Source organism: Brevundimonas sp. MF30-B (assembly GCF_004683885.1).
GTDB lineage: Bacteria > Pseudomonadota > Alphaproteobacteria > Caulobacterales > Caulobacteraceae > Brevundimonas.
In genome coordinates this window covers 814,588-831,314 of sequence record NZ_CP038440.1, presented here as the reverse complement: position 1 = coordinate 831,314, position 16,727 = coordinate 814,588, and the positions used below count along the sequence as shown (strand labels likewise).

The following is a 16,727-nucleotide window of genomic DNA, read 5'->3' as shown; positions in this document are numbered from 1 at the left end:
CTCCGTGTTCGGCCCGCCTCTTACAGCGCCTTGGCGCGTGGCCCAAGCGGCCCGTCAGTTCAGCTGAAGCTCTGGCGCGGCGGCGGCGCCCGCCGCCTGCAACGGCAGGTGAAGGATGAAGGCGGCGCCCTTTCCCGGCTCGCTTTCCACCTCGGCCCAGCCGCCGTGCAGCTCGACCAGGGCCTTGACCAGGGCCAGACCCACGCCCGGCCCGCCGCGCTCGCGCCGCACGAACCGGTCGAAGACGTGGGGCTGCAGGTGATAGGGGATGCCGCGACCGGTGTCGGCGATGCGGATGCGGGCCTCCGACGCGCCACGCTCGGCGCTCAGCGTGACCTCGCCCCCTTCGGCGACGGCGCGAGCGGCGTTTTCCAGCAGATGGTCGATGGCCTGCCCTATGCGGCGGGCGTCGGCGCGGATCGGGCTGAGGTCGGGCGGGCAGCTGACGGTCAGGGTCGCGCCCCGGCCCTCGACGCGCGCGCGCACCTTTTCGGCCGCCTCGTCCAGCAGGTCGCAGACCCGCACATCGCCCAGCGTCAGCTCCATCTCCCCGGCGTCGATCTGGCTCATATCCAGCACATCGTCGATGGAACGGGCCAGCTGGCTGGCGGCGATGCGGATGGCGCCGGCGTGCTGGCGACTGCGTTCGGGCAGGTCGCCCATGGTCTCGAGCAGTTCGGAATAGCCGACGATGGTGGTCAGCGGCGTGCGCAGCTCGTAGCTGACCGAGCCGACGAACTCGCGCTTCAGCGCCTGGCTTTCCTGCAGCGCCGCCTCGCGCTGGGCCAAGGCCTGCTCCAGGGCGCGACGGGCGGTGACGTCGGAAAAGGCCACCAGGGTCGCGCCGTCCGGCAGCGGCCGGGTCTGCCAGGCGGCGAAACGTCCGTCGGCGGTGCGCCCCTCGCCCGAGATCGGCACGCGGCTTTCCGGATCGGGGTCGGCCACGCGCGCCTTGAGCCCCAGCCACAGGCTGGGATCGGGCAGGACCGGCTCGCACAGGGCGGCCACGGCGTCGAAGTCCGAGGCGGCGGTCAGCCGTTCGGCCGGCACGCCCCAGAAGGCCTCGAACGCCTCGTTGTGCAGCCGCATCCGCCCATCGGAGCCGAACACAGCCACGGCGTCATTCAGCTTGTCGAGCGTCGCGGTCTGGACCTGAAGCTGGGCGTTGAAACGGCTGCGCAGCTGTAACTCGTCGGTGATGTCAGAGAAGATCAGCAGTACGCCGCCCAGCGGATGTGGCTGGCGCACGACCCGCAGGGTCCGGCCGTCGGGCAGCGACCAACTGTCGTCCGGCGCGGCCTCGGCGGCGCCGTAGAACTCCAGCTCATTGGCCTTCCACCCGGCATAGTCGATGACTTCGGGCAGCAGGCGGCGCTGGCGCAACCGGTCCAGCAGCTCGGCGTGGGTCGGCCGCTCGTCCAGCCAGGCCGGGTCGATGTCGAACAGGGTCTGGAAGGCGGTGTTGTGGAAGGCCAGTCGCCGGGCCGGCCCGAAGATGGCCACGGCGTCGGCGAGATGGTTCAGCGTCTCGTCATGCGCCTCGACATGGCGGCGCAGGGTGTCGCGCGTCTCTTCGGCCTCGGTCACATCCAGGGCGAAGGCGATGACGGCGCCGGACGGCCCAGCCGCAGGCTCGACCACGATGCGCCAGGCGCGGCGCCGGCCGCCGCCGGTGGTCCAGCGAAAGCCCTCCTGGCGCACGCCCAGGCGCTGTGCTTCGAGGGCGAGAGCGTCGGCGGCGCGGTCGAAGCTGGCCCCCTGCTCCAGCGCGGCCTCCAGGCTGGGGCAACCCGTCTCCTCCAGCCACGCGCGGTTGGCCCAGGCCAGCCGCCCAGCCTGGTCCAGCACCCAGGTCGGCGCGGGAGACGCTTCCGCCAGAGCGCCCAGACCGCTTTCGACCGCCGTTTCCGTGCCGACCGACAGGGGGCTGAGGCGCAGCCAGGCCGCGCCGCCGATCGCACGCCCCTCGATCCGCCAGGCCTGCGAGTGACCCTCCACAAGAGCGTCGAACGGCCGACCCTCAAGCGCCAGGCCACGCAGTCGTTCGGGATGGGCCTGTTCCAGCCGCGCCAGCAGGCCATCGCCGCCGAGATGCGCTGCCCCGGGGATCAGATCGCGGCAGGCGGCGGCCAACACGTCCGGCGAACCCAGCGCCTCACCCGGACGGCCGTCCGCTTTCATCGGCAGCCGCACGTCGTCGAAGGCGCACAAGGCCGCGTCCCGCTCGAACAGGTCGCGGCGGCGGTCATTGTCCAGAATCGTCACAGCGGCCTCGCGCGCCGCCAGCCGGGCGCGCAGCCGCCAGGCCCAGGCGCTGACGGCCAGGGCCAAGCCGGCGGCGCCGGCCGTGGCGGCATAGGCGATCTCGGCTTCGGCCATTACCCGCTCGGTGTCCCCGCGATTCGCGTTCACCATAACGCAAGGCGCGACGAAATGGGCGGGCTCGTTTTCCTGCGGCGAACGGGCGGATTGCGGACGGCGGCCCCCCGGACGATATGGACGGCCATGAGCAGCGCCGACACCGCCTTCGCCTGGTCCGATCAGACAGCCCCCTCGCTCGAGGACTTCGCCCGCCTGGCGGAACAGGCCTTCGCCGAACTGCCCGAGGCGTTCCGCAGCCTGGCCGGCGAAGTGGTCATCCGCATCGACGATTTCGCCGACGAGGCCACGCTTTCAGGAATGGGGATCGAGGACCCGTTCGAACTGACCGGCCTTTATCACGGCGTAGACCTGTCCAGCCGCGAAGGCCTTGGGCCGGCGCCGGAACCATCGCGCGTGTTCCTGTATCGTCGGCCGATTCTGGATGAATGGTGCGAGCGCGGCGATGTCGGCCTGGCCGAGATCGTCGCCCATGTGCTGATCCACGAGATCGGTCATCACTTCGGCCTGTCCGACGACCGGATCGACCTGATCGAAGCGCTGGATTGAATGTTCAGTCGGCCCGCGGAGCTGCTGGGGCGGCTCGGGCGGCTTCGGCGTGCGCCGCCTCGATGGCGTCGGCTGCTTGAGACAGGCCGTAGTCGGCCAGAAGTTCGTAGGTGACCATCTGATCAGGGTCGGGGTTGGTCCAGGCGCTGTTGGCGATAATCCCCTGGGCGGGCGCCATGGCGGTCTGCAGCGCCTCCCCGGTGATCCTGGCGACGTCCGCCTCAGCCAGAGCTGCGCGGCTCAGTTCGCCGCCCAACCGAGCGGCCAGGGTGGTGAACTCAGCCAAGGCGGGTTCCTGCGCCGTCCACAGGGCCTTGATGCGCGCCTCGCGTTCATCCTCTGTGAGACTCGGGTTCTTTTCGAGAGCCTCGGCTTGGGCGGCGAAGGCCTCCATGCGCTTGCCGAAAGCTTCGGCGGCGGCTTCCAGCCGGGTCTCGGCGGCCGGCGCGGGAGCGGACGCGGATTGCGCCAAGGCGGGCGCGGCGATCAGGATCGCGGCGACGGCGACAGGCGCGCTGAGGGCGGCAAGGGATATGCGGGCCATGGGCGGACCTCCTGCGATTGCCCGCAGAGGGTCCGCCCGATCAGCCGTCGCGACAAGTGAAATCGCGGTAAGGCGGCCTTACTGCGGTGCGGCGGCCGGGGCCTGAGCGCCGGCCAGCTGCTCCGGCGTCGCCTGGCCGATCTGGTCGCGCATCATGGTCGGCACGCTGCGGATTTGAGCCACCCCCTGGGCGATCTGGGCCTGGGCTTCGGCAGGGACGCCCGAGGCTGGATCGGCGGCAAAGGCGGTCAGGGCGTCGGCGAACGCGTCGGCCTGAGGTTGGTAGCGCGCCACGACCGGCTGAGAGTCCGCTTGATACTTGGCGGCGTCAGCGCCTGCGGCTGTGCGCAGGGCGACGAGTTCGGCCTGCATCTGCTCAACGCCGGCTTCGAACTTCTCGGCCTCGGCCTGGATCGCGGCTTCGGCCGGCGAAGGGGCGGCGGGAGCGGCCTGGGCTGGCGCGGGTTGGGCGGCGGGGGCTTCCTGGGCAAGGGCCGGGGCGGCCATCAAGGCGAGGGCGGCCGTGGCCGTGGCGAGGGTGACGAGACGCATGAAGGGCTCCTTGGCTCTGCGATCACGCCACCGTGAAGGGCGAATGGGGCGGGGGCAAGCCGTCAATGCGGCGCCCCGCCCCTCGACCCTCAGCGCTGGTCGCGGCGCGCCAGAACGCGCAGACGCAGGGCGTTCAGTTTGATGAAGCCCGCCGCGTCGCGGTGGTCATAGGCCTGAATGCCCTCTTCGAAGGTCACCAGATCCTGGTCGTACAGGCTGTCGGGGCTTTCGCGGCCGATGATGGTGACATTGCCCTTGTAGAGCTTGATCCGAACCGTCCCGTTCACTCGCAGCTGCGAGTGGTCGATGGCCGCCTGCAGCATCTCGCGCTCGGGCGCGAACCAGAAGCCGTTGTAGATCAGGTGGGCGTATTTGACCGCGAGCTCGTCCTTCAGGTGCATGGCGCCGCGGTCCAGGGTGATGGACTCGATGCCGCGATGGGCGGCCAGCAGGATGGTTCCGCCGGGCGTCTCATAGACGCCGCGCGACTTCATGCCGACGAAGCGGTTCTCGACCAGGTCCAGGCGGCCGACGCCGTTGTCGTGGCCCAACTGGTTCAGCCGGGTCAGGATTTCGGCCGGCGACAGAGCCTCGCCGTCGATCGAGACGGCGTCGCCCTTTTCGAAGCCGAGGGTGAAGATGGTCGGCGTGTCGGGCGCGTCTTCAGGCGCGATGGTGCGCTGGTGCACGAACTCAGGCGCCTCGACCGCCGGATCCTCCAGCACCTTGCCCTCGGAGGAGGAGTGCAGAAGGTTGGCGTCGACCGAGAAGGGCGCCTCGCCGCGCTTGTCCTTGGAGATCGGAATCTGGTGCTTTTCGGCGAAGTCCAGCAGGGCCTCGCGGCTGCGGAATTCCCATTCGCGCCAGGGGGCGATGACGTGGATGTCGGGGTTCAGGGCGTAGTAGCCCAGCTCGAACCGAACCTGATCGTTCCCCTTGCCGGTAGCGCCGTGACAGACGGCGTCGGCCCCGACCTGGCGGGCGATCTCGATCTGGCGCTTGGCGATCAGCGGCCGCGCGATCGAGGTGCCCAGCAGATACTGGCCTTCATAGACGGTATTGGCGCGGAACATCGGGAAGACGAAGTCGCGCACGAACTCTTCGCGCAGGTCGTCGACGAAGATGTTCTCGGGCTTGATGCCCAGCTTCAGCGCCTTCTCGCGCGCCGGCCCCAGCTCCTCGCCCTGGCCCAGGTCGGCGGTGAAGGTCACGACCTCGGCCTGATACTCGGTCTGCAGCCATTTCAGGATGATCGAAGTGTCCAGACCGCCGGAATAGGCCAGCACGACCTTCTTGACGGGCTTCTCGGCGGGCGAGCTCATGGGCGGATCCTTGCACCAGACGCGGGGAGGCGTTCGCGCGGCTTAAAGGGCCAGACGCGCCGCGATGCAAGAGGCGGGCGGCGCTTCCGGAAACGGAGAGCGAAGCGCCGGCCTACTGAACCTGCTGACGGCCCGGCGACGGCGCCGCGGCGGGAGCCTCGGGGCCGGGCGCGGCGCGGTAGGGCTGCGGGCCGGCGGGCTCAGGCGCGGGCGTGGGTGCAGCGGCCGCCGGGCGGCTTTCCGTTGTCCTGCTGGCTGGGCGGTTGGCGGCGCGCTGCGCCGGCGGCCGGGTGCGCGCGGCGGGTTGCGCCGCCGGCTGGGCGGCGGGGGGCGCAGCGGCCGGCGTAGGCGCGGCTGCGGCGTTGGTCGCGCCGGTCGCGACCGAGCCGGGCTCGGCGGCGGCGAGGGGCGCGCTGGCCGTGGCCGTGCGGGCGGCCAATTGCTGGGCCTCGTAGCGGCGGGCGAGCTTCTCGGTCAGCTCGCGGGCGGCGGCCGGCGGCATCTGGGCCATGACGGCGGCCAGCGAACGGGGCCGCATGGCGGCGGCGACCGGCAGGCGGACCGAGTCGTTCAGTGTATTGAAGACCGCGGCGGCCTCCTTGGGCCGCATGGCCGAATAGACCTGGACCAAACGATCGATCTCGGCCTTCTCGCGCTCGTCGACCTGGCCCAGCAGTCCCTGCATCTCGGCCTTGAGCGCCTCCATGGCCTGCAGCTTGGCGTCCAGCTTCTGCTCGGCCGAGGCCATCAACGGCAGCATGGTGGCGAAGTCGGTGTCGCGCGCGTCCAGATCCTCGCGGCGCTTCGACAGCGACTGCAGAACGCGCAGTTCGGCAGGGGACAGGCCGGCCTGCTGGGCCAGTTGTTCCGGGGTGAGGGCGCAGACGGCGGGCGCCGGCTTGGCGGGCGTTGCGGCGGCGGCTTCGCCGACGGGCTGCACCGCCTCCTCGGCCCAGGCGCGCGCGCCCTGAAACAGCTCCGGCGCGGCGCCGGCGGCGCGCAGCACCACCACCCCGCCTATGGCGACGGCGATCAGGGGCAGGATGCGGGGCAGTCGGCTCATTGTCGGCTCACTCTCGAATCAAGGCTGACAGCCCCTCAAGCCGGACGACCGCCGCGCGGTCGTCCATAGGGGCCAGCGTCATGCCGCGAACAGGTCTTCGTCCAGGCTACGCCGGGCGCGGTTGAGGCTTTGTTTCGCAGCCTGGTTAGCGGCCAGGGCCTGAAGCACCGGGGTGAAGCGCTCTACCTGCTCCTCATTCAGCAGACGGGCCCGCTCGGGCGCGCGGTCGGCGAACAGAGAGCGGTCGCGGTCGCGCGACCCGCTCAGCACGGGCTCGCCGCCCGTTTCGCGGGGGCGCGGCGCGGGCATGGGCCGCGGCGCGGGATCGACTGCGGGCTCGATCTCAACAGGGGCGCGGGCGGCGATCGGAGCGGCCGGGGCGCGCGCGATCAGGGTTTCGAGTTGCTGCTTGACCTCGCGCGCCTTGACGATGCGGTCGTGCAGCAGATCGGTCTCCTGACCCGAACCGCGCAGGGCCGATAGGGCGGCCTCGGCGCGCGAGGCGGCCTGGTTCAGCTCGGTCACGGCGCCGGCGAAGGCCAGCTGGCCCTCACGCAGGGCCCGCAGTCGCTTCTCCAGCCGCACCCCATAACCCAGGGCGGCGACCAGCAGCAGCATCAGAACGGCGTCCATCACCAGTCCGGCCATGGTTCAAGCTCCTCTTCGCGACAGGGCGGATGCGGCGTCGACGCTGATCGGGCCTTCGACGCGAACGGCGATGTGCCGGCCCTTGCGGCCCATCTTTCCGGTGGTCAGAGGAATCGAGCCCGCGCGCACCGAAATGTCGCTGTCGGGCGTGGCGTTCAGCATCAGGGTGTCGCCGACCTTCAGGTCCAGCACCCGCGACAGCGGGACCTGCTGCTCGTCCAGCACGGCGCGCACCTCGGTGCCGGTGGTCCAGAGCTCGGTGGCCAGGTGGCCTTCCCAGATGTTGTCGCGCCCGAACTTCTCGCCCATGAACTGCTGCAGCAGCATCTTGCGGATGGGCTCCAGCGTCGCATAGGGCAGCAGCAGCTCGACCCGGCCGCCGCGGTCTTCCATGTCGATGCGCAGCTTGACCAGGATGGCGGCGTTCGCCGGCCGGGCGATGGCGGCGAAGCGGGGGTTGGTCTCCAGCCGGTCCAGGTTGAAATGCACCGGCGTCAGTGGCTCGAAAGCCGCCTGTGCATCGGCCAGGATGACCTCGACCATCCGCTGCACCAGCACCCGCTCGATGGTGGTGTAGGGGCGGCCCTCGATGCGCAGGGCGGCGGTGCCGCGACGACCGCCCAGCAGCACGTCGACGATCGAATAGATCAGGTTGGAATCGACCGTCAGCAGGCCGTAGTTGTCCAGCTCCTCAGCTCGGAACACCGCCAGGATGGCCGGCAGGGGGATGGAGTTCAGATAGTCGCCGAACCGGATCGACGAGATGTTGTCCAGAGACACCTCGACGTTGTCGGACGTGAAGTTGCGCAGGGACGTCGTCATCAGCCGCACCAGGCGGTCGAAGACGATCTCGAGCATCGGCAGACGCTCGTAGCTGACCATGGCCGAGTTGATGATGGCGCGTATGCCGGATCGCTCGGAGCCGTCGTCGTCGCCTAGGTCGAAACCCAGAAGGCTGTCGATCTCGTCCTGGTTCAGCACCCGTTCGGAGGCGGCCGGGCGATCCGTCTCGTCCGCGCCGAAGGGGTCGGCCATGGTGTCGGTCATTGCACCAGCATCTCTTCGATCAGCACGGCGTCGACCTTGCCCGGTGCGGCGATCAGATTGACCCGGCGCAGGATCTCGGCGCGCAGCTGATAGGTGCCGGCCGAGCCGGCCAAATCTTCAGGCCGAAGCTCGCGCAGGAAGCCCTGGAACATGTCCTGCATGCGCGGCATCTCGCTTTGCAGGTGCGAGGCCAGGGCGGCGTCCTTGGTCTCGAGTGTCAGCTTCAGCTTCAGGAAGGTCGGCCGGCCGTCCGGGGACTGAATGTTCACCACCATGTCGGGCAGGGTGTAGAAGGTGACCCCGTCGGGCCCCGCGCTGATCTTGCCCAGCGCCGGGTCGGCCTCGCCTTCCTTGCCGCCGCCGTGGCCCCCGCCCTTCTCGGCCTTCTTGGGCGCGGCGGCGTGGCCATCCTCGCCTTGCGCCGCCTCGGCCGGCTTGGGCTTCAGTAGAAAGAAGGCCGCGCCCCCGCCCCCGCCCAGCACGACAAGCGCGGCGGGGATGATGATGAACAGAAGCGGCAGTTTCTTCTTCTTGGGCGTCTCGCCCTCGGCTCCGTCCTCGCTCTCGGGAGCAGGCGCGGCTTCGGCTTCGGCGGCGGCCTCTTCGGACGCGCCCTTCTTCTTTTTCTTGCCCAGCTTCAGCATGGCGACGCCCCGGCGATCCCCGCAAGTCCCCAAACTCGGGTCTCACGGTCGAATTGCGCCGGGTTTGGTTAACGAGCCGTTTAGAACCGGCAAATCCTGCCGGGCGCCGTCGAGGCTGATCCCGGCCAAACGCCCGCCCTGACTGGATTCACCCTGTTGGCACGGGCGTTGCGACGGACTCGGACGAAAGGAGCCCGCCGTGGAAAACGCCGCCTATATCGGACTGTCCCGCCAGATGACGCTGCGCCGCGAGCTCGACATCGTGGCCAACAACATCGCCAACGCCGACACGACCGGCTTCAAGGTCGAGCAGCTGCTGGTGGGTGAAGAGGTCGGGGACCGGGCCCGCAACGCCTTCGTGCGGCCCGGCGTCAGCTTCGTCATGGATCACGGCGTCGGACGCGACTTCGGCCAGGGCGCGCTGAAGCAGACCGGCCGCAGCCTGGACTTCGCCATTGAGGGCGAGGGCGTCTTCTTCGCGCTGAAGGACGGCCAGGGCCGCGACGCCTTCACCCGCGACGGGGCCTTCACCACCGACGCCGAGGGCCGGCTCATGACCCAGGCCGGTGCCCTGGTTCAGGGCGACGGGGGCGAGATCGTGCTGGATCCGGCGCTGGGCGCCCCGGCGGTCGCCGCCGATGGAACCATCAGCCAGAACGGCCAGCCTGTCGGCCGCCTGTCGGTGGTCCGCTTCGCCGCCCTGGGCGTGCTCGAGAAGGGCGGCGACGGCCTTTACCGCAACGCCTCCAACACGGCCCCGCTGGACGCGACCGACGCTCAGGTACGCCAGGGCATGCTGGAAGGCTCCAATGTCAACTCGATCCTCGAGATCACCAACCTCATCGAGATCAGCCGGTCCTACGAACGGATCACCCGGATGATCGAACAGACCACCGACCTGTCCAAGCGCGCCGTCGAGCGCCTCGGCAAGGTCTGACGCAAACCCGGTCGCTGACCCGACCAGAAACAAACCTATCGCTCAAGCAGCGAGGTCCCGCGGACCGAGCGTAGCGATCACGGAGTGGACAAAATGAGAGCGCTGCGAACCGCCGCCTCCGGCATGGCCGCCCAGGCCCTGAACGTCGAGGTCATCTCGAACAACATCGCCAACATGAACACGGTGGGCTTCAAGCGTCAGCGCGCCGAGTTCCAAGACCTGCTGTACCAGAACGTCGAGCGGATGGGCGCGCAGTCGTCCAGCCAGGGCACGGTGGTCCCCACCGGCATCCAGATCGGCGCGGGCGTGAAGGCCGGCAGCGTCTACCGCATCACCGAACAGGGCACGCCCAACCGCACCGGCAACACCTACGACCTGGCCATCGACGGCAAGGGCTATTTCCAGATCACCCTGCCCTCGGGCGAACAGGCCTACACTCGCGCCGGCAACTTCGCGATCAACGGCGAAGGCCAACTGGTCACCGACGACGGCTATGCGGTCGAGCCGGCGATCAACATTCCCCAGGGCGCGGTGGACGTCTCCATCTCCAAGTCCGGCCAGGTGCAGGCGATCCTGCAGGGTCAGGCCGAGCCGCAGGTGGTGGGCCAGCTGGAGCTGGCGACCTTCTTCAACGAGGCGGGTCTGGAAGCCATCGGCGACAACCTGCTGCTCGAGACCTCGGCCTCGGGTCCGGCCACCGTCGGCGCGCCGGGCGAGGTCGGCTTCGGCCAGCTGCTGCAAGGCTACACCGAGTCCTCCAACGTCGACGCCGTGGCCGAGATCAGCGCCCTGATCGTGGCCCAGCGCGCCTACGAGATGAACTCCAAGGTCATCACCACCGCCGACGACATGCTGGCCGTCGCCGCGCAAGTGAAGAGCTGAGCCATGAAGCTGATCGCCTCCGCCATCGCCTTCGCCCTCATCGCCGGTCCCGCTCTGGCCGGACCCGTCACGCTGCGCGCCGACATCGTCGACGACGACGGCCGCATCACCCTCGGCGAACTGTTCGAGGGCGCCGGTTCGGCCTCGAATGTCGTCGTCGGCCGCCGCGCCGGAGCGATGGCAGTGCTTGAGGCCGGTCAGGTCCAGGCCGCCGCGCGTCAGGCCGGGCTGGAATGGTCCAACCCCAACGGCCTGCGCCGCATCGTGGTGCGCGAAGGCGGTTCCGCCCCGGCCGCCGACGCCTCCGCCCGCCCCGTCGCGGCGACCGCCGGACCGGGCCGCACCGTGGAGGTCCTGACCTACGCCCGCAGCCTGGCCGCCGGCGACGTCATCCAGCCCGCCGACGTGGTCTGGTCCAGCGTCCAGTCCCATCTGGCGGCCGGCGGCGGACCGCAGGACGCCGAACAGGTGATCGGTCTGTCCGCCCGCCGCGCGCTGCGCGCCGGCCAGCCGGTCTCGGCCCGCGACCTGGCCTCGCCACAGGTCATCGCCCGCAACGACATGGTTCAGGTCTCCTACGAGGTCGGTGGCGTGAAGCTGACGGTCTCGGGTCGGGCGTCCCGCAACGCCTCGATCGGCGAGGCCGTGCCGATCGTCAACGCCACCTCCGGCCGCATGATCGACGCCGTCGCCACCGGTCCCGGCCGCGCCGTCGCCGGCCCTGCCGCCCAACACGCCCGCTCCGCCCCGCAACAGTTCGCCGCCCGCTGAGAGCCCTCGTCATGCGCAAGTTCGTCTTCATCGCCACCGCCGCCCTCTCGGCCCTGTCGCTTCAGGCCTGTTCTACCGCCATCGAGGCCGTGCGCGGCCCCGAACTGGCGCCGATCGGCTATCCGGCCGCCCTGGTGCCGGTCAGTCAGCAATATCTGCCGACCCCGGGCGTTCATGGCCCGGACGCGCGCCCGGCCAGCGCCAACAGCCTGTGGCGCACCGGCGCCCGCACCTTCTTCGGCGATCAGCGCGCCCGCCGCGTGGGCGACATCCTGACCATCAACATCAACATCGACGACCGCGCCCAGACCCAGAACGCCACCCAGCGCACGCGCTCGAACAACATCTCGGGCGGGATCAATAATCTGCTGGGCCTGGAAAGCAGCCTGGGCCGCGCCTTCCCCGGCGGCTTCGACGCCTCCAGCCTGATCGACCTGGAGGGCCAGAGCGCCTCGAACGGGTCGGGCAGCGTCAATCGCGCCGAAAAGGTCAATCTGACCATCGCGGCGGTCGTCACCGACGTGCTGGGCAACGGCAATCTGGTGATCCAGGGCCGCCAAGAGGTTCGCACCAACCGCGAAGTGCGCGAACTGACCGTCGCCGGCATCGTCCGGCCCGAGGACATCTCCTCGGCCAACACCATCAACCACACCCAGATCGCCGAGGCCCGCATCAGCTACGGCGGCCGGGGCGACATCACCCGCGTCCAGGCTCCCCCGGCCGCCCAGGCCCTGGCAGAGCGGTTCTCGCCGTTCTGAGGCTCGTTCAAAGAAACGAGTAGGGATCGACGTCGACGGTCAGTCTCACGCTGGCGGGGATTTTCACGCGCATCAGCCAGGCGCGCAGGAAGGACTGCAGGTCCACGTCACGGTCCGCGCGCACCAGCAGCCGCTTGCGCCGCCGCCCGCGCACCAGGGCCAGGGGCGCGTCGGCCGGGCCGTAGACCTCCAGCCGCTCGGCGTTGGGAATGGACTGGGCCAGGTCGTTGGCTGTCTTCTCGACCGCCGCGGCGTTCTCGCTCGACAGGATCAGCCCCGCCAGCCGGCCGTAGGGCGGCAACTGCGCGGCCTCCCGCTCGGCCATCTCGGCCTCGATGAAGGCTTCCCGGTCGCCGGCAGCCAGCGCCTGCAAAACCGGATGATCGGGCGTCCAGGTCTGCAGCAGGGCGCGGCCGGGTCGGTCGGCGCGGCCGGCGCGGCCCGTCGCCTGGGCCAGCAGCTGATAGGTGCGTTCGGCCGCCCTCAGGTCACCGCCGCGCAGGCCCAGGTCGGCGTCAACCACCCCCACCAGCGTCAGGCGCGGAAAGTTGTGGCCCTTGGCCGCCGCCTGGGTGGCCACGAGAATGTCGATCTCGCCGTCGGCCATGGCCTGGATCAGGGCGCGCGCGGCCTTTGCGTCGGGCACGGTGTCGGACGAGAAAACGGCCGTGCGGGCTTCGGGAAACAGCTGACGCACCTCTTCCTCGACTCGCTCCACGCCCGGTCCGACCGAGACCAGGCTGTCCTCGGCGCCGCAGGCCGGACAGTGTTTGGGCCGCGCCATGGTGAAGCCGGTCAGATGGCACACCAGCCGCCCGGTGTAGCGGTGCTCGACCAGCCAGCTGTCGGTGTCGGGCGCCGTCAGCCGATGCCCGCAGGCGCGGCACAGCACCACCGGCGCATAGCCGCGCCGATTTAGGAACAGCAACGTCTGCTCACCCTTCAGCAGGGTTTCGCCGATGGCTTCACGCAAGGGCTGCGACAGCCAGGTCTGGGGGTCGGGCGGGCTGTCGCGCAGGTCCAGCAGGTCGATGCGGGGCAGGACCGCCGCCCCGTGGCGCGCCCGCAGCCGCAGCCAGCCGTAGCGGCCCTGGCGGGCGTTCCACAGCGTCTCCAGCGATGGGGTGGCCGAGGCCAGCACCACAGCCGAGCCCTCGATGCGGGCGCGCGCCACGGCCAGGTCGCGGCCGTGATAGACCAGTCCGTCCTCCTGCTTGAACGAGCCGTCGTGCTCTTCGTCCACCACCAGCAGGCGCAGATTGCCGAACGGCAGGAACAGAGCCGAACGCGCCCCGACCACGATGTTGCAGCGCCCGGCCCGGACCGCCTCCCACACCTGGCGGCGGCGAGGCGGAGCGACGCCGGAGTGCCACTCGGCCGGGGCCGCGCCGAAGCGGGCGGTCAGGCGCGCGATCAGGGCCTGGGTCAGGGCGATTTCGGGCAGCAGAATGAGAATCTGAGCCGTCGGGTCGGCCCGCAGCGCCTGGGCGGCCGCCTCCAGATAGGCCTCGGTCTTGCCCGACCCCGTCACCCCGTCCAGCAGGAAGGGGGCGAAGCCGCCCTTGGCCGCCGCCACGCCGACGGCCTGGGCCGCCGCGGCCTGATCCGGGTTCAGGTCCGACGGGGCGTGATCGGGATCGGGCGCGTCGAAGGCGGCGACAGCCTCGATCTCGATGGTTTCCAGAACGCCCTCGTCGATCAGGCCCTTGACGACGCCCGACGACACGCCCGCCAGACGGGCCAGGTCGGCGCCGGGCAGGGCGCGCGGGCCGAGAGCCTCCAGCACCGCCGTGCGGGCCGGGGTGGCGCGCGCGGGTGTTCGGTCGCCGACCCTGCGCACCCGCCGCTCCGGCCGAGGTCGAGGCGCGCGCAAGCCTTTCAGGGCGGCCGCCGCCATTTCGCCGGGGGGCGAGAGGGTCCAGCGCGCGGCCCATTCGACGAAGTCGACGACGCGCTCGGGCAGGGCGGGATCGTCCAGGCGGTGGTCGACCGCCTTGAGCCGTCGGTTGGATCCTGTGGTCTCGCGCACCTCCGACACCACGCCCCGGATCAGGCGCGGGCCCAGCGGCACGGCCACCTGGTCGCCGCGCGCCAAGTCCAGGGTCTCGGCGACCTCGTAGTCGAAGGCCTCCGGCACCGGCAGGGGGATGAGGACAGAGGCGACTTTCACCGCGTCAGCCGCTCGGGTATGACCGCGACCATGAAACTCTTTCTCGACACCGCCGACGTCGCCGTCATCAAGGACATGGTCCCCACCGGAATGGTGGACGGCGTCACCACCAATCCTTCGCTGATCGCCAAATCCGGTCGCAACATCGCCGAGGTCATCGCTGAAATCTGCGCCCTGGTCGAGGGGCCGATCTCGGCCGAGGCCGTGGCGACCGACTATGAGACCATGGTCAAAGAAGGCGACAAGCTGGCGGCCATCGCCCCCAACGTCGTGGTCAAGCTGCCCCTGACCTGGGACGGACTGCGCGCCGCGCGAGCGTTTTCGGACAAGGGGATAAAGACCAACGTCACCCTGTGCTTCTCGGCCGCCCAGGCCCTGATGGCGGCCAAGGCGGGGGCCACCTTCATCTCGCCCTTCGTGGGTCGGCTGGAAGACCACGGCGCCGACGGCATCGGCCTGCTGGAGGAAATTCGCACCCTCTACGACATCCACGGTTTCGAGACCGAAATCCTGGCCGCGTCCCTGCGAAACCCAGGCCACGTCTCGGCTGCGGCCCTGGCCGGCGCCGACGCCGCGACCCTGCCGGCCGACACCTTCAAGGCGCTGGTCAAGCACCCGTTAACCGACAAGGGTCTTGATGCCTTCCTGGCGGACTGGGGCAAGACCGGTCAGTCCATCCTGTAGCGCGAGCCCTCAAGAGGTCCTGTTGAACCCGTCTCCGGACCTCTTCGAGCCCGCATCCGAGCTGCACTGGCCGCAGGTGCGCGCCTGGCTTCAGGTCGATCCGGCGCATCTGGTCGAGGACCGGGCGCTGCTGGAGGAGCTGGGCCTCAAGACCACCGGCCCCAATGTCGTGGACTTCGGCCGCGCCGCCCTGACGCGGCTTGAGGCCGTGGTCGAGCGCGAGGCGGGGGCCCGCAAGCAGATCGAAGCCGTCGCCCGCGCCAACTTCGCCGCCCAGACCCAGACCCACGTCGCCATCCTGGATCTGATGGAGGCGCGAAATCACTCCGACCTGGCCCGGCGCCTGGACGCCTCGGTTCAGGGGCGGTTCGGCCTGACCTCGGCGGCGATCGCCATCGAAAAGCCGGGCGCGGCGCCGTTCGGCTGGCGTCTGCTGGAGGCGGGCGGCGTCGATTCTCTGCTCGGCGACGACGGCCTGGCCTGGCTGGGGCCGGTCTTCCCCGGTCTGAGCCTGTTCGGCGCGCTGGAAGACGAGGTGCGGTCGGTCGCCCTGGTGCGCATGAACCCGCATCTGCCGGGCGAGGATGCGCCGCGCCCGGCCCTGTGCGCCTTCGGCTCGCCCGAGGCCGAGGGCTTCACCCCCGACATGGGCTGCGAACTGGCCGCCTTCATCGCCCGCGTGGTCGAGCGGATGATCGAACGCTGGCCCGCGCCCGTCGCGTGACGCCATGACGGCCGACGAGGCCCTGTTCGCCTGGCTCGAGCATCTGGCCCACGAACGCCGCCTGTCGCCCCGCACGCTGGAGGTTTACGGGCACATCGGCCGAACCTGGCTGGCCTTTCTGCAGGCCCACCGGGGCGAGCCGCAGTCTATGGCCGCCCTGGGCACCGTCACCGCCGCCGAGGTGCGCGCGCATCTGGCGGTGCGCCGCTCGGGCGAAAACCCGTTGAACGCACGGTCCCTGTCGCAGACCTTGTCGGCCATCCGCGGCTTTCACGCCTTCATCGACCGGCGGATGGGGGTGGCCACGCCGCAAATGGGGCTGGTGCGCGGTCCGCGGGTCAAGCCCGGCCTGCCGCGTCCGCTCAGCGAGGACCAGGCTCGCGGCCTGCTGGGCGAAAGCGACGCCGATCCGGACGTCGAGCCCTGGGAAGCCGCGCGCGACCGGGCGGTGCTGACGCTGCTCTACGGCTGCGGCCTGCGCATTTCCGAGGGGCTGTCGCTGACGCGCGGCCAGGTTCCGCTGGGCGAGAGCCTGCGCATCCTCGGCAAGGGTTCCAAGACGCGGCTGGTCCCGGTGCTGCCGGCGGTGGTTCAGGCGGTCGACGCCTATGTCGCCCTGCTGCCGTTCACCGTCGGGCCGGACGAGCCCCTGTTCCGCGCCCGTCGCGGCGGGCCCTTGAGCCCGCGCCATGTGCAGGCCGCGATGCAGACGCTGCGCGGGCGGCTAGGCCTGTCGGAACGCGCCACGCCGCACGCCTTGCGACATAGTTTCGCGACGCATCTTCTCGGCGCTGGGGTCGATCTGCGTTCGATCCAGGAACTGCTGGGCCACGCCAGCCTGTCCACCACCCAGAAGTACGCGGCGGTGGACGCCGAACATCTGCTGAACGCCTATGCCGCGGCCCATCCGCGCACCTAGCTCACCCCCTTTCGACGTCCTGCAACTTGCAGACAAGCCCCCGCGCGCGCTTCGGCTTCGAACTGCTGCGCCCGGAGGAAACCGCTTCAGTCTGAAGAGCCGCGCCGGGGACAGCGGCGTGCCGGCGCGGCTCC

The 16,727-nt window shown here is 70.4% G+C and carries 16 protein-coding genes and 1 pseudogene; 8 read left to right on the top strand and 9 right to left on the bottom strand.

Features of this window, described 5'->3' with window-relative positions; all coding sequences use genetic code 11:
- Nucleotides 1-54: 54 nt before the first annotated feature.
- Nucleotides 55-2,379, bottom strand: a complete 2,325-nt coding sequence (locus tag E4M01_RS04270) for an ATP-binding protein (protein WP_135062076.1) — start codon at nt 2,377-2,379, stop codon at nt 55-57.
- Nucleotides 2,380-2,505: 126 nt separating this feature from the next.
- Between E4M01_RS04270 and E4M01_RS04265 the strand changes: the two genes are divergently transcribed.
- A complete protein-coding gene (locus tag E4M01_RS04265) occupies nt 2,506-2,928 on the top strand; it encodes a metallopeptidase family protein (RefSeq protein ID WP_135062077.1) in 423 nt (140 codons plus the stop codon).
- Between the two features lie 4 nt (nt 2,929-2,932).
- On the opposite strand, the gene E4M01_RS04260 is transcribed toward E4M01_RS04265, so the two are convergent.
- From E4M01_RS04260 to E4M01_RS04230, 7 genes are all read right to left on the bottom strand, one after another.
- Nucleotides 2,933-3,472 (bottom strand): hypothetical protein, encoded by a 540-nt coding sequence (locus E4M01_RS04260; protein WP_135062078.1) that lies wholly within the window; start codon nt 3,470-3,472, stop codon nt 2,933-2,935.
- 78 nt (nt 3,473-3,550) lie between these two features.
- Nucleotides 3,551-4,024: a translation initiation factor IF-2 gene (locus E4M01_RS04255; protein WP_135062079.1), complete on the bottom strand. Its 474-nt coding sequence runs from the start codon at nt 4,022-4,024 to the stop codon at nt 3,551-3,553.
- Nucleotides 4,025-4,113: 89 nt separating this feature from the next.
- Nucleotides 4,114-5,346: an argininosuccinate synthase gene (locus E4M01_RS04250; RefSeq protein WP_135062080.1), complete on the bottom strand. Its 1,233-nt coding sequence runs from the start codon at nt 5,344-5,346 to the stop codon at nt 4,114-4,116.
- A 112-nt stretch (nt 5,347-5,458) separates the two neighbouring features.
- Entirely contained in the window at nt 5,459-6,409 is a 951-nt protein-coding gene (locus E4M01_RS04245) for a MotE family protein (RefSeq protein ID WP_135062081.1), read from the bottom strand.
- Nucleotides 6,410-6,487: 78 nt separating this feature from the next.
- Nucleotides 6,488-7,057, bottom strand: a complete 570-nt coding sequence (locus E4M01_RS04240; protein ID WP_135062082.1) for a DUF6468 domain-containing protein — start codon at nt 7,055-7,057, stop codon at nt 6,488-6,490.
- A 3-nt stretch (nt 7,058-7,060) separates the two neighbouring features.
- Nucleotides 7,061-8,104: a flagellar motor switch protein FliM gene (gene fliM / locus E4M01_RS04235; protein ID WP_135062083.1), complete on the bottom strand. Its 1,044-nt coding sequence runs from the start codon at nt 8,102-8,104 to the stop codon at nt 7,061-7,063.
- A complete protein-coding gene (locus tag E4M01_RS04230; RefSeq protein WP_135062084.1) occupies nt 8,101-8,748 on the bottom strand; it encodes a flagellar basal body-associated FliL family protein in 648 nt (215 codons plus the stop codon). Before E4M01_RS04230 ends, fliM begins: the two co-directional genes overlap by 4 nt.
- A 199-nt stretch (nt 8,749-8,947) precedes the next feature.
- Between E4M01_RS04230 and flgF the strand changes: the two genes are divergently transcribed.
- The 4 genes from flgF (at nt 8,948) to flgH (ending at nt 12,096) form a co-directional block, all read left to right on the top strand.
- Nucleotides 8,948-9,685, top strand: a complete 738-nt coding sequence (gene flgF / locus E4M01_RS04225) for a flagellar basal-body rod protein FlgF (RefSeq protein WP_135062085.1) — start codon at nt 8,948-8,950, stop codon at nt 9,683-9,685.
- 93 nt (nt 9,686-9,778) lie between these two features.
- Nucleotides 9,779-10,567 (top strand): flagellar basal-body rod protein FlgG, encoded by a 789-nt coding sequence (gene flgG / locus E4M01_RS04220; protein ID WP_135062086.1) that lies wholly within the window; start codon nt 9,779-9,781, stop codon nt 10,565-10,567.
- Nucleotides 10,568-10,570: 3 nt separating this feature from the next.
- Entirely contained in the window at nt 10,571-11,338 is a 768-nt protein-coding gene (flgA, locus tag E4M01_RS04215; protein WP_135062087.1) for a flagellar basal body P-ring formation chaperone FlgA, read from the top strand.
- Between the two features lie 11 nt (nt 11,339-11,349).
- Complete coding sequence (flgH, locus tag E4M01_RS04210) at nt 11,350-12,096, top strand: flagellar basal body L-ring protein FlgH (protein WP_135062088.1); 747 nt, start codon at nt 11,350-11,352, stop codon at nt 12,094-12,096.
- Nucleotides 12,097-12,103: 7 nt separating this feature from the next.
- Here the strand turns inward: flgH and E4M01_RS04205 are convergent.
- Nucleotides 12,104-14,275, bottom strand: a pseudogene (locus tag E4M01_RS04205) (primosomal protein N'); the annotation flags it as partial.
- A gap of 21 nt (nt 14,276-14,296) precedes the next feature.
- Between E4M01_RS04205 and fsa the strand changes: the two are divergent.
- From fsa to E4M01_RS04190, 3 genes are read left to right on the top strand one after another with little or no spacing between them, the layout of a single operon-like run.
- Nucleotides 14,297-14,950 (top strand): fructose-6-phosphate aldolase, encoded by a 654-nt coding sequence (gene fsa, locus E4M01_RS04200; protein WP_209316072.1) that lies wholly within the window; start codon nt 14,297-14,299, stop codon nt 14,948-14,950.
- A gap of 22 nt (nt 14,951-14,972) precedes the next feature.
- On the top strand, nt 14,973-15,674 hold the full coding sequence (locus E4M01_RS04195; protein WP_245158178.1) for a DUF484 family protein: 702 nt from the start codon (nt 14,973-14,975) through the stop codon (nt 15,672-15,674).
- A 4-nt stretch (nt 15,675-15,678) separates the two neighbouring features.
- Nucleotides 15,679-16,593, top strand: coding sequence for a tyrosine recombinase XerC (locus tag E4M01_RS04190; protein ID WP_135062092.1), 915 nt, complete (start codon nt 15,679-15,681; stop codon nt 16,591-16,593).
- The last annotated feature ends 134 nt before the right edge of the window (nt 16,594-16,727 follow it).

What these genes read in the sequence shown, in the direction of transcription:
- E4M01_RS04270 (WP_135062076.1), bottom strand. Translation starts at nt 2,379, where the DNA reads ATGGCCGAAGCCGAGATCGCCTATGCCGCCACGGCCGGCGCCGCCGGC.
- E4M01_RS04265 (WP_135062077.1), top strand. Translation starts at nt 2,506, where the DNA reads ATGAGCAGCGCCGACACCGCCTTCGCCTGGTCCGATCAGACAGCCCCC.
- E4M01_RS04260 (WP_135062078.1), bottom strand. Translation starts at nt 3,472, where the DNA reads ATGGCCCGCATATCCCTTGCCGCCCTCAGCGCGCCTGTCGCCGTCGCC.
- E4M01_RS04255 (WP_135062079.1), bottom strand. Translation starts at nt 4,024, where the DNA reads ATGCGTCTCGTCACCCTCGCCACGGCCACGGCCGCCCTCGCCTTGATG.
- E4M01_RS04250 (WP_135062080.1), bottom strand. Translation starts at nt 5,346, where the DNA reads ATGAGCTCGCCCGCCGAGAAGCCCGTCAAGAAGGTCGTGCTGGCCTAT.
- E4M01_RS04245 (WP_135062081.1), bottom strand. Translation starts at nt 6,409, where the DNA reads ATGAGCCGACTGCCCCGCATCCTGCCCCTGATCGCCGTCGCCATAGGC.
- E4M01_RS04240 (WP_135062082.1), bottom strand. Translation starts at nt 7,057, where the DNA reads ATGGCCGGACTGGTGATGGACGCCGTTCTGATGCTGCTGCTGGTCGCC.
- fliM (WP_135062083.1), bottom strand. Translation starts at nt 8,104, where the DNA reads ATGACCGACACCATGGCCGACCCCTTCGGCGCGGACGAGACGGATCGC.
- E4M01_RS04230 (WP_135062084.1), bottom strand. Translation starts at nt 8,748, where the DNA reads ATGCTGAAGCTGGGCAAGAAAAAGAAGAAGGGCGCGTCCGAAGAGGCC.
- flgG (WP_135062086.1), top strand. Translation starts at nt 9,779, where the DNA reads ATGAGAGCGCTGCGAACCGCCGCCTCCGGCATGGCCGCCCAGGCCCTG.
- flgA (WP_135062087.1), top strand. Translation starts at nt 10,571, where the DNA reads ATGAAGCTGATCGCCTCCGCCATCGCCTTCGCCCTCATCGCCGGTCCC.
- flgH (WP_135062088.1), top strand. Translation starts at nt 11,350, where the DNA reads ATGCGCAAGTTCGTCTTCATCGCCACCGCCGCCCTCTCGGCCCTGTCG.
- fsa (WP_209316072.1), top strand. Translation starts at nt 14,297, where the DNA reads ATGAAACTCTTTCTCGACACCGCCGACGTCGCCGTCATCAAGGACATG.
- E4M01_RS04190 (WP_135062092.1), top strand. Translation starts at nt 15,679, where the DNA reads ATGACGGCCGACGAGGCCCTGTTCGCCTGGCTCGAGCATCTGGCCCAC.